Consider the following 20,716-nt stretch of genomic DNA (forward strand, 5'->3'; position numbering starts at 1 on the left):
CCGCGTTCCCCGGAAGGGAACGCGGGGCCCCCGCGTGACATCGGAGCTAGGGGTTGAGCGCCTCTGTGACGGAGGCCGGGCCGACCAGGGGGACGTCCGGGGAGAGGCCGTCGCCCTCCTCGACCAGGACCGGCTTCACCTCGTGCGGCTGGATCTCGCCGGAGCGGATCTGCTCGGCCCAGTGGCACGCGACCTTGTGGCCGGGCTTGAGCTCGCGCAGCACCGGGCGTTCGGTGTCGCAGCGGGTCTGCTGCCGCCACGGGCACCGGGTGTGGAACCGGCAGCCGGTGGGCGGGTTCGCGGGCGACGGGAGGTCACCCGCGAGCAGGATCCGTTCACGCCGGTCCTCGATGACCGGGTCGGGCACCGGGATCGCCGACAGCAGCGCCCGCGTGTACGGGTGCAGCGGCTCGGCGTAGAGGTCCTCGGAGTCGGCCTCCTCGACCAGCCCGCCGAGGTACATCACGCCGACCCGGTCGGAGATGTGCTTCACGACCGCCAGGTCGTGCGCGATCACCAGGTAGGTCAGGCCGAACTGCTCCTGCAGGTCCTCCAGGAGGTTCACGACCTGCGCCTGCACCGACACGTCCAGCGCGGACACCGGCTCGTCGGCGACGATCAGGTCCGGCTCCAGCGCCAGCGCCCGCGCGATGCCGATGCGCTGCCGCTGACCGCCGGAGAACTCGTGCGGGTACTTGCGCAGGGCCGACGTCGGCAGACCGACCGCGGTGAGCAGCTCGCGCAAGCGCTTGGCGGTCTCCTCCTTGCCCTTGTCCAGGCCGTGCGCCCGCAGGCCCTCGACCAGGATCGACTCCACGGACTGGCGCGGGTCGAGCGAGGACAGCGGGTCCTGGAACACCATCTGGATCCGGCGCCGCATCTTGCGCAGCTCCTCGCCCTTGAGGGCCGAGAAGTCCTGTCCGTCGAAGACCATCTTGCCCGCGGTCGGCTCGTTCAGCCGCAGCATCGCCCGCCCGAGGGTGGACTTGCCGCAGCCGGACTCGCCGACCAGGCCGTAGGTCTCGCCGCGCCGGATCTCCAGGTCCACGCCGTCGACGGCGTAGACGTGGCCGACCGTGCGGTCGAAGAAGACACCGCGCTTGATCGGGAAGTGCACCTTCATGTCCTGCACGGACACCAGGGTCTCGCTCATACCGACACCTCCTCGGCGGCCGGGGTGCCCGGGACCACCGGGTTGTGGCAGCGGAGCAGGCGACCGAGCTTGTCGACCTCCGCGGGCGTCTCCGCACGGCAGACGTCGAGCGCGTTCGGGCACCGGGGGGCGAACGCGCAGGCGCTCGTCCACGGGATGTTGTCGGCGACCGAGCCCCTGATCGGCGTCAGCTTCTCGCCGCGCGGGGCGTCGAGCCGCGGGATCGACGCCAGCAGGCCGTGCGTGTACGGGTGGCGCGGCTCGGAGAAGAGCTTGTGCCGCATGGCCTTCTCGACCACCTTGCCGCCGTACAGCACGTTGACCTCGTCGCACAGGCCGGCGACGACACCCAGGTCGTGGGTGATCATCACGAGCGCGGTGTCGAGGTCCTGCACCAGTTCCTTCATCAGCGTGAGGATCTGGGCCTGGATGGTCACGTCCAGCGCCGTCGTCGGCTCGTCCGCGATCAGCAGCTTCGGCCGGCACGCCAGCGCGATCGCGATGAGCGCGCGCTGCCGCATGCCGCCGGAGAGCTGGTGCGGGTACTCCTTGAGCCGCCGGTTCGGGTCCGGGATGCCGACCTTGTCCAGCAGGTCCTTCGCCTCGATCATCGCTTCCTTGCGGGCCAGGCCGCGGTGCCGTTCGAGCACCTCGGTGACCTGCAGGCCGATCGGGACGACGGGGTTGAGCGACGACAGCGGGTCCTGGAAGACCATGCCGAGGTCGCGGCCGCGGCGGTCGCGCATCTCCCTGTCGGAGAGCTTGAGCAGGTCGGTGCCGTCGTAGTGCACCGAACCGGTGATCTTGGCGCCGCGCTTGGGCAGCAGTCCCATGATCGCCAGCGAGGTCACCGACTTGCCGCAGCCCGACTCGCCGACGAGCCCGACCGTCTGACCGGGTTCGACGTCGAAGCTGACGCCGTCGACCGCGGTGAACGGCTGTTCGCCCTTGCGCTGGAACACGACGGAGAGGTCACGAACTTCGAGCAGTGCCACGACGACTCACCGCCTGTTCTTCGGGTCGAGGGCTTCGCGCAGCGTCTCGCCCATGAGGGTGAAACCGAGCGCGACGATGATGATGCAGACCGCGGGCCACGCGGCGAGGTGCGGGTGGGTGTCGAACACCTTCTGCACGTCGCCGAGCATCTGGCCCCACTCCGGCACCCGGTCGTCCGGGTTGCCGAGGCCGAGGAACGACAGCGCCGCCGCCTCGATGATCGCGGTGGCCAGCACGAGCGTGGACTGCACGATCACGGGACCGAGCGAGTTCGGCAGCATGTGCCGGAACACGATCGCGCCCTTCTTCACGCCCAGCGCCGTCGCCGCGAGCACGTGGTCGCTGTGCCGTTGCGCCAGCATCGAACCGCGCAGCAACCGGGCGAACACCGGGATCTGCACGATCGCGACCGCGAGGATCACGGTGAACTGGCTGGGCCGCGCGAACATCGCCGCGATGGAGAACGCGAGCAACAGCGACGGCAGGGACAGCATGACGTCGACGACGCGCATGACGAGCGAGTCGACCCAGCCGCCGAGCGCGCCCGCGAGCGTGCCCAGGATCAGGCCGCCGGTCAGGCCGATGACCGTCGCGCCGATGCCGACGATCAGCGTCTGCTGCGAGCCGATCAGCAGGCGCGACAGGAAGTCGCGGCCCTGCAGGTCGCCGCCGAGCGGGTGGCCCGGCTGGGCGGGCGGGATCTCGTTGCGCGCCTTGACGACCTGGTCGATCAGCATCGGGTCGGCCGGGTTGTGCGGCGCGAGCCACGGCGAGAGCAGCGACACCGCGATGAAGATGCCGATGATCACCGCGCCGGTGAGGAACACCGGGCTGCGGCGCAGCCTCTTCCACGCGCTGGCGGCGAGCGAGGTGCCCGAGCTCTCCGCGAGACCGTCGATCTTTTCCTTCTTGGTCACTCCCAGTGCCACGGTCTCACCTCGTCCTGATGCGCGGGTCGATGAGCGCGTACGAGAGGTCGACCAGCAGGTTGACCACGACGTAGACGCTCGTGGCCATGATGATCAACAGCAGCAGCACCGGGTAGTCGCGCCGTTCGAACCCGATGGCGAGCGCCTCGCCGACACCGGGGAACGAGAACACCTTCTCGGTGAGCACCGCACCCGACAGCAGCGCACCGGTCTGCAGGCCGATCGTGGTGACGACCGGCAGCATCGCGTTGCGCAGCACGTGCCGGCGGCGGATCACCGGAGCGGTGAGGCCCTTCGACTCGGCCGTGCGCACGAAGTCCTCGTCGAGCACGTCGAGGACGGCGGCGCGGGTGATCCGGAAGATCACCGCGAACGGGATCGTCGCCAGCGCGACGGCCGGCAGGATCAGGTGTTCCAGCGCGTTGAACGTCGCGTCCCACTCGCCGGTGAGGATTCCGTCGAGGGTGAAGAAGCCGGTGACGCGGGTGGCGTCGATGGCGTCCTGGCGGCCGCTGGACGGCAGACCGAGCGTGGACGACGCCACGCCCTTGAGCACGTAGGCCAGGAAGAACACCGGAACGGCGACACCGATGAGGGAGCCGACGACGCTGAGGTTGTCGAACCAGCCGCCGCGGCGCTTCGCGGCGAGGTAACCGAGCGGGACGCCGACCGCGATCGCGATGAGGATCGCGAAGAAGCTCAGTTCGAGCGTGGCGGGGAACCGCTGGAGGAAGATGTCGAGCGCCGAGTCACCGGGTTGGACACCGGTGGAGACGCCGAAGTCGCCGGTCGCCGCGCGACCGAGGAACTTGAAGTACTGCACGAAAATCGGTTGGTCGAGGCCGAGCTGCTTGGTGAGCTCCGCCGCCTTCTCCGGTGTGGAGCGGTCTCCCAGGAGGGCCGAGACCGGCCCTCCTGGGAGTACGCGCAGCCACGCGAAGAGCAGCAGCGAGAGCACCAGCACCACGCCGACCAGCTGGACCAGCCGTCGAATGGTGTAGCGGAGCACTGTGAGCTACCCCGTTGTTCTCTTGTGGTGGGAGCTGGTCGACTCAGCCCTTGGAGGCCGAACCGAACCTCTCGTCGGTCAACGGGCTCGGGACGACACCCTTGATGTCCGACTTGAACACCAGAGCGGGCGGGGAGTACGAGATCGGGATCGCGGGGAGGTACTCCTCCATGATCTTCTTGTTGACCTCTTCGTACAGCTTGGTGCGGTTGCCCTCGTTCGGCTCGGAGTTCGCCTTGGCGAGGTCGGAGGCGAGCGAGGCGCCCCACGCCGACACACCGGTGTTGAAGCGGTTGTCGGTGCGGCCGAAGAACGTGCCGACCCAGTTGTGGGCGGTGCCGTTGTCACCGGTCCAGCCGAGCAGGAACACGTCCGGGATGCCGTTGTCGACGTCGGTCAGGTAGCCGCCGTTCCACGGCTTGGTGACGACGTCCAGCTTGATGCCGGCCTTCTGCAGGTCGCCGGCGATGGCGCCCCACAGGTCCTTCGGGGACGGCATGTACGGGCGGGTGACCTCGGACGGCCAGTAGGCCTTCAGGGTCAGGTCGGTGGCACCGGCCTCGGCGAGCAGCGCCTTCGCCTTCTCGACGTCGTACTTCACCTCGGGGATCGACTTGTTGTAGCCGTTCACCGTGTCCGGCATGAACTGCGTCGCGACCTTGGCGCCCTCGGGCAGCTGCGACTTGACCAGCTGCTCGCGGTTGATCGCGTACATCAGGGCCTGGCGGACCTTGAGGTCGGCGAGCTTCGGGTTGTTCTTCTGGTTGATGCCCAGGTAGAACACGTTGAACGCCGGGCGGATCGCCACGTTGAAGCCGTCGGTCTTCAGACCGGCCCAGTCCGCCGCGTTCGGCAGGTCGTAGCCGTCGATGTCGCCGGCCTTGAGCGCCTGCTTGCGGGCGGTCTCGTCCGGGATGATCTTGAAGACGATCTTGTCCAGCTTGGCCTTGGTGCCGTGGTAGTCGTCGTTGCGGACGAGTTCGACGGTGTTGTTGGCCTTGTCGTACTTGCTGAACTTGAACGGGCCCGTGCCGGTCGGGTGCTCCGTGGCGTAGGCCGGGTAGGTGAACGAGTCACCTGCGGCCTGGACGTTGTCGGCGTCGTACTTCTTCAGCGCGTCGGGGCTGGAGATCGAGAACGACGTGAAGCCGAGGACCGACGGGAACTGCGAGGTGACCTCGTTCAGCTCGATGACCGCGGTCTTGGCGTCCTTGGCCGTGCAGGACTTGTACAGCGAGGGCTTGTCCGGCGTGCCCTTGAACCCGCCGAAGTTGTCCAGCCAGTACTGGGAGACGGCGTCGGACTGGCCGGCGCCCTTCTGGTTGTACCAGCGCTCGAAGTTGAAGCAGACCGCCTCGGCGTTGAACGCGGTGCCGTCGTGGAACTTCACGTTCTCCTTGAGGGTGAACGTCCACGTCTTGCCGTCAGCGGAGGGCTCGTACTTCTCGGCGAGCGCGGGCTCGACCTCGGCGGTGCCGGGCTTGAAGCCGACCAGACCCTCGTACATCTGACGGGCGACCCGGAAGGTCTCGCCGTCGGTCGCGTAGAACGGGTCGAACAGCTTCGGCGCGCCTGCGGCACCGAAGGTCAGCGTGCCGCCCTGCTGGCCGCCGCCCCCTGAGTCGCGCTGGGATTGCGCGCAACCGGACAGGGCCAGCGCGCTGACGCTGAGGAAGCCGATCGCGGCTACCCAACGGCGGCGAGCCGTTACTGAGTGGACCATCAAACACCCCTTGGACAATCCGCACATCTCACGGTGTGGTCGCCGACCATAACCGTTGTTCATACCCCTCCCGAGGTAGTCCAGGTCACGATCCGGCCACTAGACCAGGCATTCTGATACGTCCGGCGCATGCGCGCTGACCCAACGTGAGCACGCCAGATGCGTCGAACGCTCTCCTAGGCTGTAGAAACAACAGCGACACGCGGAGGAGGGCGCATGAGCAGGCACGTCGAGTTCCGCGTGCTCGGCCCTCTGCAAGTGCTCGTCGACTCCGAACCTTTGCTGGTGAGAGCGGGTAGGCAGCGCGCGTTGCTGGTGTCACTGCTGCTGCGCGCCGGCACGTCGGTGTCGGTCGACGAGCTCGCCGGGAACGTGTGGGGCGACGAGCCGCCGGCCAGGGCCCGCGCGACGCTCCAGACGTACGTGATGAGGTTGCGGCAGCTGCTCGGTCCGTCCGTGCCCATTCGGACCGTGCCAGACGGATACCTGATCGACGTGGACGAGAAGACCATCGACCTGATGCGCTTCGAACCGCTGATCGAGCAGGGTGAGCAGGAGCGCGCCGCGGGGAACCTGCCGGCCGCCTCGGCCGCGTTCACCGCCGCACTGGGTCTGTGGCGGGGTCCGGCGCTGGTCGACGTGCCGTCGGAGATCCTGCACCGCGACGAGGTGCCGCGGCTGAACGAACGCCGCCTGCACGTGCTGGAACGCCGGGTCGAGGTCGACCTGGAGCTGGGCAGGCACGGCGAGCTGGTGGCGGAGCTGTCCCGGCTGACCAGCGAGCACCCGTTGCGCGAGCGGTTCTGGGCGCAGCTGATGGTGGCGCTGTACCGCTCCGGCCGGCAGAGCGAGGCGCTGGCCGCCTACCAGCGGGTGTCCCGGCTGCTCGGTGACGAGCTGGGCATCGACCCCGGTGACGAGCTGCGGCGGGTGCACGGCCAGGTGCTCTCCGGCTCGATCGACGCGGTGGCGCCCGCCGTCTCCGGTGCCGCGGTCGTGGCGGCGAAGCCCGAGCGGGTGGTGCCGTCGCAGCTGCCCGCCGACATCCCCGACTTCGTGGGCCGCGACGAGGCCGTGGCGTTGATCATCGCCCTGCTCCGGACCGCCCAGGGCGTGCCGGTCGTCACACTCGCCGGTCCGCCGGGCGTGGGCAAGACGGCGCTGGCCGTGCACGCGGCGCACCGGATGCGGTCGGACTTCCCGGACGGCCAGCTGTACGTGAACCTGCGCGGGTACGCCCCCGGTCCGCCGTTGAGCGCGGTCGACGTGCTGCCGCGGTTCCTGCGGGCGCTGGGCACCGAACCCGACCAGGTGCCGCTGGACCAGGACGAGCAGGAGGCGATGTTCCGCTCGACGCTGACCGGTCAGCGGGTGCTGCTGCTGCTCGACAACGCGTCGTCGGCCGAGCAGATCCGGCCGCTGCTGCCGGGGTCGCCGGGCTGTGCGGTGCTGGTGACCTCGCGGGACACCCTGCGCGGGCTCGCGGTGTCGCACGCGGCCTCGAACGTGCGGCTCGACGTGCTCGACTGGCCGGAGACCAGGGCGTTGCTCGCGGGCATCGTGGGCGCCGCCGAGGTGGACGCGCAGGAGGACGCGGCCGCGGAGCTGGCTGCGCTGTGCGCGCACCTGCCGCTGGCGTTGCGGATCGCGGCGGCGAACCTGGTGTCGCGGCCGGAGCTGTCGATCGCGGACTACGTCGAGGAGCTGCGCGCGGGCAACCGGCTCGCCGCGCTGGCCGTGGAGGGCGACGAGCGGGTCGCGGTGCACGCGGCGTTCGACCTCTCCTACACGGCGCTGAAGCCGGAGCTGGCGCAGATGTTCCGCCTGCTGTCGCTGGTGCCCGGTACCGACTTCACACCGGAGATGGCGGCCGCGCTGTCCGGGCTGACCCCGCAGGACGCCCGCCGCCGGCTGGACCGCCTGGCCACGGCCAACCTGATCGCGAACCACGCGCCGTCCCGCTACCAGTTCCACGACCTGCTGCGCGACTACGCGGCCGAGCGGCTGGCGTTCGAGGAGGGCAAGGTCGACGCGCGCCTGGCGTTGCGGCGGCTGGTGGACTGGGCGGTGCGGTCGGTCGACAACGCGACGGCCGCGCTCAAGTCGACGCTGTTCCGCTTCCCCCGCCCCGACCCGCTCGACGGGGTGGTGCCGCGGGCGTTCAGCACCTCGACCGAGGCGTTGAGCTGGCTCGACGTGGAACGCGGCAACCTGGTGGCGCTGGTCGCGCACGCCGTGGAACGCGACCCGGAGAACTCGCCGTGGCTGCTGGCGGACGCGTTGCGCGGCTACTTCCACACGCAGGGCCTGGCCGCGGAGTGGCGGGAGACGGCGAAGGCGGGCCTGCTGGGCGCCCGCGCACCCCGCGACGAGCTCGGCCAGCTCGCGATGCTGTCGTCGCTGGGCACGCTCTACTGGGTGACCGGCCAGCTCCGCAACGCCCTCGGCTACTACCAGCAGGCCATCGCGCTGGTGCCGCGCATCTCGCTGCCGCAGGCGGAGGCCGCGGTCCTGTCGAACGCGGGCGGCGTCTACATCGACCTCGGCGAGCTGGAGCACGCCGCCGACCACCTTGAACGCGCGCTGGTGATCACCAGGCGGGTCCAGGCCGACCAGCTGCAGGCCACCGCGTTGTTCAACCTCGGCGGCATCTACATGCAGCTCGGCCAGCTCGACCGGGCCGCCGCGAACTTCGAGGAGGCCCTCGAAGCCGGCACGCGGCTCGACTCGTGGATCACCCAGGCGCACGTCATGCGCGCGTTGGGCGAGGTGTACGCGATGCGCGGCCAAGCCGACCTCGGCGCCGACTACTTCGTGCGCGCGGGCGAGCTGTACGAACGTTCCGCGGCCCGCACGTTCGGACACACGCTGCACGAAGGCATGGCCATCACCCTGCTGATGCGCGGCCGGTACGAAGAAGCGGCGACGCACGCCCGTGCGGCCATCGAGATCGCCGCTGACCTGGAGAACGTCAAGAGCTCGTGCGACGCCACGAACCTGCTGGGCCGCGCGCTCGAAGGTGCCAAGCGCTACGAGGAGGCGCTGACGCAGTTCTCGGCGGCATTGGCGAGCGCGACCGAGACCGGTTACTCGTGGGGCATGATCCTCGCCCGCCGCGGTCTGGCCGCCGCGTACCGCGGGGTCGGCCGCTACGAGGAGGCGCTGGCGCAGGCGACCTCGGCGCTGGTGGAGGCGGGCCGGTCGCAGTTCCGCAGCGCCGAGATGGAGGTGCTGCTCGTGCTGGGCCGCATCCACCTCGACACGGGCGACGCCCCCCAGGCCCTCGAATGCGCCCTGCGCGCGTCCGCACTCGGCGAGTCGTCCGGCCACCGCTGGGTCTTCGCACGGGCGCTCGGCCTGGCCGGTGACGCGGCACTGGCGTCGGGATCCGTTGCGGCAGCGAGGAAGTACTGGGAGTCGGCGCTTGAGGTGTTCAACGCGATCGGCTCACCGGAGGCCGACGTGGTGCGCGATCAGCTCGCCGTGACCACGTAGTCGGCCCTGTCCCGCGTCTCGTCGACGGCGAACCAGCCGCGCTCGAACTGCTGCCACCGCCGGAAGTGCTCCCGGTGCCGCTCACCGTCCCGCGCGACCGCGCGTTCCAGCCGGGCCTCCTCGGTGCCGTGGTCGACGAAGATCGCGGTGCTGGCGCGGTGGTTCGCCTTCCTGGCGGCGGAGAACCCCTCCAGGACCAGCACCGGTCGTGGCTCGACCTCGACCCACTCCCCCTGCTCCGGCCGCGCGAACCCCTGCGACCAGTCGGTCGTGCGGTAACGACCGGTCCTGCCCTCCGCGACCTCGTCGAGCGCCCGCACGAGCCGCGGCCACCACCTCGTGACGGGATCGTCCCAGGTGGCGAAGTGGTCGGTGCGGATGAGCTGGGCCCCGAGCTGCTCGGCGAGCCGCTGCGCGAAGGTGGACTTCCCCGCGCCGGAAGGACCATCCACCGCGATCAGCCTGGTGCTGCCCAACCGCGGTGGATGGTTCGTCACATGCTCCGGCGCCCAGATAGCGCACGCCCCAGCGTGAGCTCGTCCGCGAACTCCAGGTCGCCACCCATCGGCAACCCGCTCGCCAGCCTGGTGACCGTGAGCCCCGGGAAGTCCCGCAGCATCCGCACCAGGTAGGTGGCCGTCGCCTCACCCTCGGTGTTCGGGTCCGTGGCGATGATCACCTCGGAGATGTCGACCCCGTTGGTCGGCGTGCCGATCCGCGTGAGCAGCTGCCTGATCCGCAACTGGTCCGGCCCCACCCCGCTGAGCGGGTCGAGCGCCCCGCCGAGCACGTGGTAGCGCCCCCTGAACTCCCTGGTCCGCTCGACCGCGAGCACGTCCTTGGGTTCCTCGACCACGCACACCAGCGTCAGGTCCCGCTTCGGGTCCCGGCAGATGCGGCAGGTGGTCTCCGCACTCACGTTGCCGCAGACGTCGCAGAACACAACGCCTTCCTTCACCTTCTGCAACGCGCTCTGCAGCCGCTCGATGTCCGCGGGCTCCGTCGCGAGCAGGTGGAAGGCGATGCGCTGCGCACTCTTCGGGCCGACACCGGGCAGCCGGCCCAGCTCGTCGATGAGGTCCTGAACCGGCCCCTCGTACATCGCGACTTACCCGAGCAATCCGCCGAGGCCGCCCTGCGCGAGCGGACCGAGCTTCTGCTCCACCAACTGCTGGGCCTTCGTGTTCGCGTCCTTGATGGCGGCGATCACCAGGTCCTGCAACGTCTCGACGTCCTCGGGGTCGACGATCTTCGGGTCGATGGTGAGGTTCATGAGCTCACCGCCACCGGTGACGGTCGCGGTGACGAGGCCGTTGCCCGCGGAACCGGCGACCTCGGTTTCGGCCAGCTCCTGCTGGGCGGTGGCCATCTGCTGCTGCATGTTCTGGGCCTGCTGGAGCAGTGCCTGCATGTCGAAACCGGGTTGCACCTGCTGGTCCTCTCGGGTGGGTTGGGAGTGGGGTCCAGCGTACGGCGCGCAGCGTCGGTGGGTGGGGCTCGCCCCTCGTGGGGGTTGGGTGGGGTGGGGGCCTGGTGGGGTGGGCGGCGCGTGGAATCGGGCGGCGTGTGGGGTGGCGGCGCATGGGCGGCGCGTGAAGTGGGCGGCGCGCGGCACATGCGGTGGCCCCACGCGCGGTGAGGCGGCGGCACGCGCAGTGCGGCGCGTGGGGCGGCGGCACGTGCGGTGCGGTGCGGTGAGCGGCGCGTGGGGCGGCGGCGCGTGCGGTGCGGTGCGGTGCGGTGCGGTGGGCGGTGCGTGCGGTGGCGGCACGTGCGGTGGCCACGGTGCCAGCGTGGGTGCGCGGGTGGTCCAGGTGCCGGGAACGCTGGTGCGCGGTGCCGCGCGGGCCACCGCTCCCGCGGCCTACCCCCCAGCCACCACACCGGGTGCGCACGCCGGCCGCCCCCACGGGCTGTCCTCACCCACGACACCGGCTGAGCACCGCGGCCTCACCGATGCCGCCATCTCGGCTCGACCACGAGCATCGCCCCCTCCGCGCGCTTCCATACCTGCGGGCGCCGGAGCAGGTGTGATCCGGACACCTACAAGACGAGCCCAGGCGTGGATCAGGACAAGCTTCACCCGGTCGGGTGGCGCGTGCGGAACCCGTCAGGCCTTTTTCAGCGGGCGGGCGCCCAGTTCGTCGGCCAGGAGCTGGAACATCTTGGCCTCCGGGTCCAGGGCCGCGACCGGCGTTGCGTTGGGGTCGGCTGGGCGGGCGGCCTCGGCGAGCATTGCCTCTTCGTCGTACGGCTCTGGCGGGAGGGGCTCGTCGGGCTCCGGGGGTTCCGGTGGGGGTGGGACGTCGTCGACCGGTGGGCGCGGGGCCGGGCGGGACTGGGGTTCTGGCTGCGGGCGGGCCGGGGGTTGCGGCGGTGCGGACGACTGGCTCGGGCGGGTCGGGGCGGGACGGGGGGCCTTGGCCGGGCCGGAGGCCTGGGTGGTGGCGCCGGGGGTGCCGTGGATGCAGCGGACCTGCCAGGTGCCGCCGAGCACGGCGGACAGGGCTGCGGCGATGGCCTCGGTGTTGCGGGGTTCGGCCAGGCGGCGGGCCAGGGGGGCGGAGGTGTGGGCGATGGTGACGACGTTGCCGTCGACCTCGCTGACCATCGCGTTCGTCAGCATCGCCTCGGTGCTGCGGCTGCTGGAGCGGACCGCGGCCAGCAGTTCGGACCAGATGCGGCGCACGGCCGGCGCGTCCATCGCGCCGGTGCTGGGAGCGGTCGAGAGTTCCGACGGAGCAGGAACCGCCGCGGCAGCGGGAGCAGCAGCAGGTTCTGGCTGAACAGCGACGGGCTGAGCGGCAACGGGCGGAGCAACGGCCTGGACAACGGGCTGAGCAGGCTCGACAACGGGAGGAGCGGGCTGAGCAACCGGCGGCGCAACCGTCGCGACCGGCGCGGGTGCCGCAGGTGGAGTGGCGGGCTGCTGGGACCTGCGGGTGAACACCGGACCGCCGGCCGGAGCAGCCGACGGGTCGCCGGGACCGGCCGCGATGGCGGCGGGTGGGCGGCGTTCGAGTTGTTCGAGGCGTTGCAGGAGTGCGGCCTCGGACTGGGAGACCGAGGGCAGCAGCATGCGGGAGCAGAGCAGCTCCAGCAGCAGGCGGGGGGCGGTGGCGCCGCGCATCTCGACCAGGCCGGTGTGGACGATCTCGGCGTAACGCGTGAGTGCGGCGGGGCCGATGCGCTCGGCCTGGGACGACATGGTCGCCAGCTCGTCGGCCGGGGCGGAGACGAGGTTGCGGTCGGCCGCGTCGGGCACCGCGCAGAGCAGGACGAGGTCGCGGAGGCGGTCGAGGAGGTCGGAGGCGAAGCGGCGGGGGTCGTGGCCCGCTTCGACCAGGCTGTCGATGGTGCCGAACACCGCGGCGCCGTCGCCGGCCGCAAGGCCCTCGACCACGTCGTTGATCAGGGCCGAGTCGGTGACGCCGAGCAGGGTGATGGCGCGGTCGTACCGCACGCCCTCGGGGCCCGCGCCGGCGAGGAGCTGGTCCATCACGGACTGGGTGTCGCGGGCTGAGCCGCCGCCCGCGCGGATCACCAGGGGGAACACCGCGGGCTCGACGGCGACGCCCTCGGCGGCGCAGTTGCGTTCGAGGAGGCTGCGCATCACGCCGGGCGGGATCAGGCGGAACGGGTAGTGGTGGGTGCGCGAGCGGATGGTCGGGAGGACCTTGTCCGGCTCGGTCGTGGCGAAGATGAAGATCAGGTGGTCCGGCGGCTCTTCGACGATCTTCAGCAGGGCGTTGAAGCCCTGCGTGGTGACCATGTGCGCCTCGTCGATGATGAAGACGCGGTACTTGGCCTCCGCCGGGGCGTAGAAGGCCTTGTCGCGCAGGTCGCGGGCGTCCTCCACACCACCGTGGGACGCGGCGTCGAGCTCGACCACGTCGACGCTGCCGGTGCCGTTCGGCGCGAGGCCGATGCACGAGTTGCACTCGCCGCACGGGTCGGGTGTCGGGCCCTTCACGCAGTTCAGCGAGCGGGCCAGGATGCGGGCCGACGAGGTCTTGCCGCAGCCGCGTGGACCGCTGAACAGGTACGCGTGGTTCACCCGGCCCGCCGACAGTGCGACACGCAGCGGATCGGTCACGTGCTCCTGGCCGACGACCTCGGAGAACGTGGCCGGACGGTACTTGCGATACAGAGCGAGCGCCACGCCGCAGACAGTACCGGGGAGCACCGACACAAAAAGGGGACCCCGTGCACCCACCAGAGCCCGCTTATCCTTGCTGCCTTCCGGCCCTGGGGAGGTTCGCGAGATGTGTGCCGCACGAGGTCCGACGCAAGTGTAACCGATCTAGTTCTTCGAACGCATGTTCGAGTTGCCCACAGGGTTGTCCCCACCTGTGGACAACCACTTCGTGATCACGGTTTCTCCTCGACGGCGGTGAGCCTGCGGCGCAGGAAGTCCTGTTCGGACGCGGTGCCCGCGAGTGCGATGGCCTCGCGGTACGCCTGGGCGGCCTCCGCGGAACGGCCCAGGCGGTGCAGCAGGTCGGCGCGGGCGGCCCGGTACGGGTGGTAGTCGCGCAGCCTGGGTTCGGCGGCGAGCTCGTCGAGCAACGCGAGGCCCGCCGCGGCACCGTCGCGCATCGCGACCGCGGCGGCCCGGTTCAGCGCGACCACGGGCGACGGCGCCAGCTTCAGCAGCACGTCGTAGAGCGCGACGATCTGCGGCCAGTCCGTCGAGGCGAAGTCGGGTGCCTCGTCGTGCAGCGCGTTGATCGCGGCCTGCACGCCGTACGGGCCGTGGCCGCCGGTCAGCGCCTGCTCGGCCAGCGCGCTGCCCTCGTCGACCATGTCGCGGTCCCAGAGGGAGCGGTCCTGGTCCTCCAGCAGCTCGGCGCGCGCGTCCCGGCGGGCGTGGACCAGCAGCATCAACGCCAGCAGGCCCGTCACCTCGCGGTCGGGCAGCAGGCCGCGCAGGATCCGCGCGAGCCGGACCGCCTCCTCCGCGAGGTCGGCGCGCTGGGCGGCGTAGCCCTCGGTGAAGATCGAGTAGACGGCCTGCAGCACGCCGGGCAGGCGTTCCGGGAGCTCGTGCGGGTCGGGGACGCGGAACGGGATGCGCGCCTCCCTGATCTTCTTCTTCGCGCGCACGATCCGCTGCTGCATCGTCGTCACGGGCACGAGGTACGCCCGCGCGACCTCCGGCGTCGTGAAGCCGGCGAGGCACCGCAGGACGAGCGCCCCGCGGTCCTCCTCCGCCAGCGCCGGGTGCGCGCACGTGAAGAACAGCTCCAGCCGCTCGTCCGGCAGCGCGTCGCCCTTCGGCGGGTCCGCGCGGTCGACCTCCACCTGCAGCAGCGCGAGCCGGGCGGCGTGCACCCGGTCGCGCCGCAGCCGGTCGACGGCCTTGCGGCGCGCGGTCGTGAGCAACCACGCGCCGGGCCGGTCCGGCACCCCGTCGACCGGCCAGTGCCGCAGCGCCGCCTCGATCGCGTCGGAGGTGACCTCCTCGGCGAGGTCGAGGTCGCCGAAGCGCTTGACCAGGGTGGCGAGCAGCCGGCCGCGTTCCTCCCGGAACACCTGCTCGACGTTCATCGAGAACTCAGAGGTCGAACTCGGCGATCGGCCGCACGACGACGGCGCCGCCGTCACGCGAGCCGGGGCACTTGGCCGCCCACTCCAGTGCCGCGTCGAGGTCGGGCACGTCGATGACGTTGTAGCCGCCCAGCACCTCGCGGGTCTCGGCGAACGGCCCGTCGGTGACGCTGCGCCGGCCGTCCGGTCCGACCTGGACGGTGGTCGCGGTGACGAGGTCGGCCAGCGAGTGCCCGGAGACCAGGACGCCCGCGTCCTTCATCTCCTTCTCGTAGGCGATCCAGTCCTCGACGGTGCAGTTGGCCTCCTGGTCGGCGGCGGCGTGGATCAACAGCATGTACTTCACGGAAGTCCTCCTCGGTCCGGGTCTACGGGATCACGACGAGCGGGCACCCGCCAGATCGACACGGCCTCAGAAGATTTTTCGGCGAGGTGGTCGAGACCCCCCGTTTTGGGCCGTGGGACACCCGTCCGGTAAGGTTCTCCACGGAGGATTCGCATAGCGGCCTAGTGCGCACGACTGGAAATCGTGTTGGGTTCACCCCCTCACGGGTTCAAATCCCGTATCCTCCGCTCTCTTCGCAGAAGGGCGCCGAACCTCACCGTTCGGCGCCCTTCTCGCGTTACGGTGGCATGGTGCTGCACGAAGAGCTGATGCTGCTGTTCATCAACCGGCAGAACGGGAAGTTGCACGTCGACTCGGCGTCGGCGGACAACGCGCTCGCCGGTGCCGTGCTCATCGAGCTGGTGAGCTCGGGGCGGGTCGCGTTCGAACCGACCGGCAAGAAGCTCCAGGTCGTCGACCCGGCGCCGCTGGCGGACCCGTTGCTGCGGGAGTCGGTCGCGCGGATCGACAAGCCGATGTCACCGCGGAAGGCGGTGGAGCGGCTGCGGAAACGCGTGCGCGACAACGTGCTCGCGGACCTGGAGGCCCGTGGCGCCGTGCGGGTGGACGCGCGCAGGGTGCTCGGGATCTTTCCCGGCAGGAGCTACGTGATCACCGACGAGCGCGCGGACGACGAGGTGCGCAAGGCCGTCGGCGAGGTCGTGCACGGGTACCGCGGAGCGGATGCGCGCACGGGGTCGTTGATCACGCTGCTGCACGCGGCGAACGCGGTGCACCGGGTGTTCGAGGGCGACAAGCGCGAGCTGAAGCGGCGGGCCGGGGAGATCGCAGCCGGCAACTGGGCCGGTGACGCCGTGCGCAAGGCCATCCAGGCGATCCAGGCCGGTGTCGCGGCCGCGACGGCCGCTGCCGCCGCCGCGTCAGCTGGATGACGCGGCGACGGCAGCAGGTGGAGCGGGTTACTTCTTGAGGCAGTCGATGACGTCTTCGAGCGTGAACACGATCCGGTCGACGCTCGCGTCACCCGTGGACGGGCGGAGGCGGACGATCTGCGGGTCGTGGTCGCTCGCCTGGTCGGCGAACTCGGCGTTGACGTGGACCACGTCGTAGCTGAAGCGCGTGATGTTCTTGCTCATCACGAGGTGGTCGAGCGTCTGCGAGTTGCCCTCGAAGACGTAGCTGTACCGCTCGTTCACGGGCAGCGTCTCGATCAGCGCCTTGAGGTTCCCGTCACCGGTCAACGCCTTCAGCGCGGGCGAGAACTGGTAGTCGTTCAGGTCGCCCGCGAGGATCACGTTGGCGCCCTTGTCGATCGCGCGGATCTGCTCGGTGAACGCCTTGAGCGACGCCGCCTGCTTGCCGCGCTGCACCTCGGAGGTGCGGCTCGGCGGCTGGTTGCGACCGTGGACGGCCTCGTCGCCGCCCTTGGAGTTGAAGTGGTTCGCGACGACGAAGACCGTGCGGCCGCGGAACTTGAACTCGCCGGCGAGCGGCTTGCGGCTGCTGGCCCACGCGTCGTTCAGCGGGTCGATCCGGCCCGGTGACACGGAAAGCGCGGCACGGCCGTTCTTCTTCACGACCTGGACGGGCGTCTTGAAGTCGCCGCCGGGACGGTCCACGAAGGACACCCGCTGCGGGTTGAAGAAGAAGCCGACGCGGATGTTGCCGCCGGGCTCGCCGCCGTCCTTGAGGTTCTCCGGGTCGATCTGGCGCCACTGGTAGCGCGGGCCGCCCTTGGCGACGATCGCGTCGGAGAACTTCTGCAGCGTCTGGTCCGCGGCCACGACACCGTCGTTGGTCGCGCCGTTGTTGTCCTGGATCTCTTCCAGGACAACGACGTCCGGGCTGCGCAGGTTGGTGGTCACGCCGTCGGCGAGCCGGTCGAACTTCTCCTGCGGGTCGGACGGGTCGAGGTTCTCGACGTTGTAGGTCGCGACCGAGAGTTCGGACTCCTTCTGCTGCTCGGTGATCTCGCGCTGCAGGTTGGACGAGACGTGCTGGCCGAGGGTCAGCGCCGCCAGCGTGTAGCCGCCGAAGTTGGTGTACTCGACGGCACCGACGGTCGCGCCGGCGAACACGTCACCGACGTTCGCGGCGGGCAGCTGACCGGCGGTCTTGATCTTCAGGCGGCCGCTGTTCTGCTGGTCGTACGCGGTGTAGGTGGTGCCACCGCGCTGGTTGCGGTTCTGGTCGGGGTTGACCGTCACCCAGACCTCGCCGAAGGAGTTGCTCGGGCCGACGACGCGGGCGTCGTTCACCTGCACCAGCGTGCCTTCGAGCGACTCGAGGTAGTCGAGGCCGTACTTCTCCGGCTCCAGCGGGAGCTGCTCGATGCTGCCGCCGGGGGCGGGCAGGTAGCCGGCCGGGATGTTCTGCACGACGACCGGCGCCGGGACCGCGTTGCCCTTGGACAGCGTGGTCGTGGTCGGAGCGGTGATCTCGGTGAGGGTCTGGTTCGAGCCCGTCTCCCCGCCCGGCCGGTACTCGGCGATCGTGCCGCTGACCAGCACCTCGTCGCCCACCGCGACGGTCGGCGCGGAGCCTGCCGTGTAGACGAACACGCCCTCGCTGGTGCGCGGGTCGGCGTCCGGGGTCTTGGTGTCCTGGATCCAGAAGCCGCGGTCACCCGTGGCGCGCGTGCCGGTGACGACGCCGGGGACGTTCGTGACCTTCTGGCCGACGAGCGGCGAGATGCGCGTGACGCCCTGGATGTCGTGGATGCGCTTGTCGCCGGGCGTGGGGTCCGGGTCGGGGCCGGGACCGGGGTCGCCGCCGCCCGGGGTCTCGCCCTTGGAGTTGGTCGGGGTGGGGGCGCCGACGGTGAAGTCGGCGGAGTTGTCGTCGGTGTCGGGCAGGCCGGTCTTGCGGGCCGCCGAGGTGGTGTTGCTCAGCGCACCGGTCGCGGTGCCCTCGCGCACGACGGCGGTGCCGTAGCCGACGAGGTCCTTCACACGCGGCTCCGCGGCGCAGTCGGCGGCGGTCTTGCAGGTCAGCGGCGTGGTGCCGGAGACGAGCGCGATGGCACCGCCGGTGGCGCTCATGGCGAGGGTGCCGGTGGCGTCGGGGGTGGGCAGCTCGACCGTGCCGCCGGTGCCCTTGGCCTGGGCGACCAGGAAGGTCTTGCCGGCGGCGATGCTGCCGGTCAGCGGGGTGACGCCCCACTGCGTGGAGGCGCCGGGGCTCGCCGAGATGTACTGGACGCTGAAGCCGTCCAGGCCGACGGGGGCCGTGCCCTTGTTCGCGAGCTCGACGAAGTCCTGCGTGAGGGTGGCGCCGGAGTTGCCGCCGCCCCCGTAGACCTCGGAGATCAGCGCGTCGGAGCTGGGTGCGGCAACGGCGGGGACGGCGGCGAACACGAGCGCCACCACCGCTGTCCCGACACCGGGCAGGGTGGGTCTCAAAACTTCCTCCAGGGGATGCGGCGGACCGCCGCATCCTTCCTCGATCGAGTGGTGTTTGGAAGCTGTTGTCACTAACGGTTAACCAGTTGGCCCAGCAATGATCACTCGAACAAGTGTTCGATCATGGTGTATGCTCGTTTTCGGAACGCCGGCCGGTGGGCCCCTCCCAGGCACCGGCCGGCGTCCCTATGTTCACAGGTGTGGGGATTCCGAGCTACGAGCGCCGCTGCGCCGAGATCATCAACCAGACCGCACTGCTGACCGCTGCCCTCGAAGGCGCTGACCTGCGCGTTCCCGTCCCGTCGATCCCGGACTGGACGCTGAACCAACTCCTGCGCCACCTCGGCCACGCCCACCGCTGGGCCGACGTCATGCTCAGGGAGAGGCTGCCGGAGATCGACTTCTCCCGCAACGGCGCCCACCACCTGTCCTCGTACGTGGGTGAACAGGCCTCGGTGCTGATCCCGTGGCTGCGGGAGGGAGCCGCCTCGCTGGCCGAGGTGCTGCGCTCCGTCGACCCCGACGAGATGATCGCGCCGGTCGAGGGCCACCCCGGCCCCCGCGTGTGGTCGCGGCGGATGACCCACGAGACCGCGGTCCACCGGTGGGACGCGCTGAACGCGCTGGGCCTGCCGTTCGACCTCGACCCCGAGATCGCCCAGGACACGCTGCGCGAGTGGACCGGTCTCGCGGTCCCCTACGCGTTCACGCGGTGGCCGGAGGAGACGGCGGCCCTGGTGGGGACCGGCACCGTGCACCTGCACGCGACGGACGCCGAGGCCGAGTTCGTGATCGACCTCACGGGTGCGGCGCCGGTGGTGCGGGAGGGCCACGAGAAGGCGGACGTGGCGGTGCGCGGCCCGGTCGTGGACCTGGTGCTGGCGATGTACCGGCGGCGCCCGGTGGAGGGGCTGGAGGTGTTCGGCGACCGCGCGCTGCTCGACCTGCTGGTGCGGGGCGTACGTTTCTGACCGTGGGGTCCCTGAGCTACGACGAGCGCCTGGCCACGATCGTCTCCGAGACGTCGCTGCTGGTGTCCGCGGTGGACGGCGCCGACCTGTCGGCGCCGGTGCCGTCGTGTCCCGGTTGGACGGTCAACCAGCTGCTGCGCCACCTCGGGTACGCGCACCGCTGGGTCGCGGAGATGGTCGAGCGGCGCGTCCAGGAGACCGACCGGTCGTTCAGCAAGGCGCACTCGGTGTCCGGCTACGCCGGGGAGACGACCGCGGAGCTCGGCCCGTGGCTGCTCGAAGGCGCCCAGCTGCTGGCCGACCGGATGTCCGGGGTGCGGGTCGACGAGCCGATCGCGGTGATGGCCGGGATGGCGGGGCCGCGGTTCTGGGGACGGCGGATGGCGCACGAGACCGTCGTGCACCGGTTCGACGCGTGCCAGGCGCTCGGGCTGCCGTTCGAGGTCGGCGAGCGGGTGACCTGCGACGCGCTGTGGGAGTGGATGACGACGCTGCTGCCGTTCATCTTCACCCTCCGGCCGGAGGCGTCCGCGCTGCTCGGGTCCGGGGTGCTGCGCTTCACGGCGACCGGCGCGGAGGAGTGGCTGGTCGACCTGCGCGGTGAGGCGCCCGTGGCGCTCCGGCACGGGGAGGTGGCGGCTGACGCGTCGCTGAGCGGGCCGGCGTTCGAGGTGGTGCTGGCGCTGTACCAGCGGCGGCCGGTCGACGGTTTCGAGGTGACCGGCGACGCCGCACTGCTGGAGAAGTTCCTGGCCGCAGTGAGGTTCTGACGAACCCGCCCCACCGCCATGACTCTGCACCTGGTCGGGGCCCTGGGGGCGTGCCCCCAGGGCGGGGTGTGGGGGCACGCCCCCACAAGACACCCGCCAAAGCAAGAAGGCGAGCGCTCGTCGTGAGCACTCGCCTTCCAGCTTTGGCGGTGGGATTTGAACCCATGGAGGCTTTCTCCTCACACGCTTTCGAGGTCTGCGACCGTCCGTCCATCACCATTCCTCAGAGTTCGTGTCCGCAGCTCAGACCCTATTAGTACATGATCCAGGGAGTTCAGCGAACGGCGCTGAACAGAGCTGGACGCACGACAACTGAGAAGACCCGTCACCACTAATGTCCATTGTAGACATCCCGCTTGCTGCACTTCTCACT

16 protein-coding genes, 1 tRNA gene and 1 other RNA gene are annotated in these 20,716 nt (G+C 70.6%); 5 read left to right on the forward strand and 13 right to left on the reverse strand.

What is annotated here, in order from left to right:
- Positions 1-46: 46 nt before the first annotated feature.
- Genes AB0A63_RS28780 through AB0A63_RS28800 form a run of 5 tightly spaced genes read right to left on the reverse strand, consistent with a single transcriptional unit; the run spans position 47 to position 5,810 of the window.
- Positions 47-1,153 (reverse strand): oligopeptide/dipeptide ABC transporter ATP-binding protein, encoded by a 1,107-nt coding sequence (locus AB0A63_RS28780; protein WP_360396894.1) that lies wholly within the window; start codon positions 1,151-1,153, stop codon positions 47-49.
- Complete coding sequence (locus AB0A63_RS28785) at positions 1,150-2,148, reverse strand: ABC transporter ATP-binding protein (protein ID WP_360396895.1); 999 nt, start codon at positions 2,146-2,148, stop codon at positions 1,150-1,152. The genes AB0A63_RS28780 and AB0A63_RS28785 overlap by 4 nt, the downstream gene beginning before the upstream one ends.
- A 6-nt stretch (positions 2,149-2,154) precedes the next feature.
- The gene (locus AB0A63_RS28790) at positions 2,155-3,078 is read right to left on the reverse strand and encodes an ABC transporter permease (protein ID WP_360396896.1); all 924 of its coding nucleotides are present in this window, start codon (positions 3,076-3,078) and stop codon (positions 2,155-2,157) included.
- 4 nt (positions 3,079-3,082) lie between these two features.
- On the reverse strand, positions 3,083-4,087 hold the full coding sequence (locus tag AB0A63_RS28795; protein ID WP_360396897.1) for an ABC transporter permease: 1,005 nt from the start codon (positions 4,085-4,087) through the stop codon (positions 3,083-3,085).
- Between the two features lie 43 nt (positions 4,088-4,130).
- Positions 4,131-5,810, reverse strand: a complete 1,680-nt coding sequence (locus AB0A63_RS28800) for an ABC transporter substrate-binding protein (protein ID WP_360396898.1) — start codon at positions 5,808-5,810, stop codon at positions 4,131-4,133.
- Positions 5,811-6,026: 216 nt separating this feature from the next.
- Between AB0A63_RS28800 and AB0A63_RS28805 the strand changes: the two genes are divergently transcribed.
- Entirely contained in the window at positions 6,027-9,305 is a 3,279-nt protein-coding gene (locus AB0A63_RS28805; protein ID WP_360396899.1) for a BTAD domain-containing putative transcriptional regulator, read from the forward strand.
- Here AB0A63_RS28805 and AB0A63_RS28810 read toward each other — a convergent pair.
- From AB0A63_RS28810 to AB0A63_RS28840, 7 genes are all read right to left on the reverse strand, one after another.
- Positions 9,284-9,757, reverse strand: a complete 474-nt coding sequence (locus tag AB0A63_RS28810; RefSeq protein WP_360396900.1) for an AAA family ATPase — start codon at positions 9,755-9,757, stop codon at positions 9,284-9,286. The two genes, AB0A63_RS28805 and AB0A63_RS28810, sit on opposite strands and share 22 nt — an antisense overlap.
- A gap of 41 nt (positions 9,758-9,798) precedes the next feature.
- On the reverse strand, positions 9,799-10,407 hold the full coding sequence (gene recR, locus AB0A63_RS28815) for a recombination mediator RecR (RefSeq protein WP_360396901.1): 609 nt from the start codon (positions 10,405-10,407) through the stop codon (positions 9,799-9,801).
- A 6-nt stretch (positions 10,408-10,413) separates the two neighbouring features.
- Positions 10,414-10,716: a YbaB/EbfC family nucleoid-associated protein gene (locus tag AB0A63_RS28820; protein ID WP_360397099.1), complete on the reverse strand. Its 303-nt coding sequence runs from the start codon at positions 10,714-10,716 to the stop codon at positions 10,414-10,416.
- 699 nt (positions 10,717-11,415) lie between these two features.
- Positions 11,416-13,467: a DNA polymerase III subunit gamma and tau gene (locus tag AB0A63_RS28825; protein ID WP_360396902.1), complete on the reverse strand. Its 2,052-nt coding sequence runs from the start codon at positions 13,465-13,467 to the stop codon at positions 11,416-11,418.
- A gap of 30 nt (positions 13,468-13,497) precedes the next feature.
- Positions 13,498-13,594: signal recognition particle sRNA small type (ffs, locus tag AB0A63_RS28830), an RNA gene on the reverse strand.
- An 82-nt stretch (positions 13,595-13,676) separates the two neighbouring features.
- On the reverse strand, positions 13,677-14,855 hold the full coding sequence (locus tag AB0A63_RS28835; RefSeq protein WP_360396903.1) for a sigma-70 family RNA polymerase sigma factor: 1,179 nt from the start codon (positions 14,853-14,855) through the stop codon (positions 13,677-13,679).
- A gap of 7 nt (positions 14,856-14,862) precedes the next feature.
- A complete protein-coding gene (locus AB0A63_RS28840) occupies positions 14,863-15,201 on the reverse strand; it encodes a YciI family protein (RefSeq protein WP_360396904.1) in 339 nt (112 codons plus the stop codon).
- Between the two features lie 142 nt (positions 15,202-15,343).
- On the opposite strand from AB0A63_RS28840, the gene AB0A63_RS28845 reads away from it, so the two are divergent.
- Positions 15,344-15,428: transfer RNA gene (locus AB0A63_RS28845), tRNA-Ser, on the forward strand.
- Between the two features lie 60 nt (positions 15,429-15,488).
- Positions 15,489-16,133, forward strand: a complete 645-nt coding sequence (locus AB0A63_RS28850; protein ID WP_360396905.1) for a GPP34 family phosphoprotein — start codon at positions 15,489-15,491, stop codon at positions 16,131-16,133.
- A gap of 27 nt (positions 16,134-16,160) precedes the next feature.
- Here AB0A63_RS28850 and AB0A63_RS28855 read toward each other — a convergent pair whose 3' ends face one another.
- Positions 16,161-18,602 (reverse strand): endonuclease/exonuclease/phosphatase family protein, encoded by a 2,442-nt coding sequence (locus AB0A63_RS28855; RefSeq protein ID WP_360396906.1) that lies wholly within the window; start codon positions 18,600-18,602, stop codon positions 16,161-16,163.
- A 200-nt stretch (positions 18,603-18,802) separates the two neighbouring features.
- On the opposite strand from AB0A63_RS28855, the gene AB0A63_RS28860 reads away from it, so the two are divergent.
- Positions 18,803-19,573, forward strand: a complete 771-nt coding sequence (locus AB0A63_RS28860) for a maleylpyruvate isomerase family mycothiol-dependent enzyme (RefSeq protein WP_360396907.1) — start codon at positions 18,803-18,805, stop codon at positions 19,571-19,573.
- Between the two features lie 2 nt (positions 19,574-19,575).
- Positions 19,576-20,343 carry a maleylpyruvate isomerase family mycothiol-dependent enzyme gene (locus AB0A63_RS28865; protein WP_360396908.1) on the forward strand — a complete coding sequence of 256 codons (768 nt, stop codon included), beginning with the start codon at positions 19,576-19,578 and terminating at the stop codon, positions 20,341-20,343.
- Positions 20,344-20,716: the final 373 nt, after the last annotated feature.

This window comes from Lentzea sp. NPDC042327, assembly GCF_040647275.1.
Taxonomy (GTDB): domain Bacteria; phylum Actinomycetota; class Actinomycetes; order Mycobacteriales; family Pseudonocardiaceae; genus Lentzea.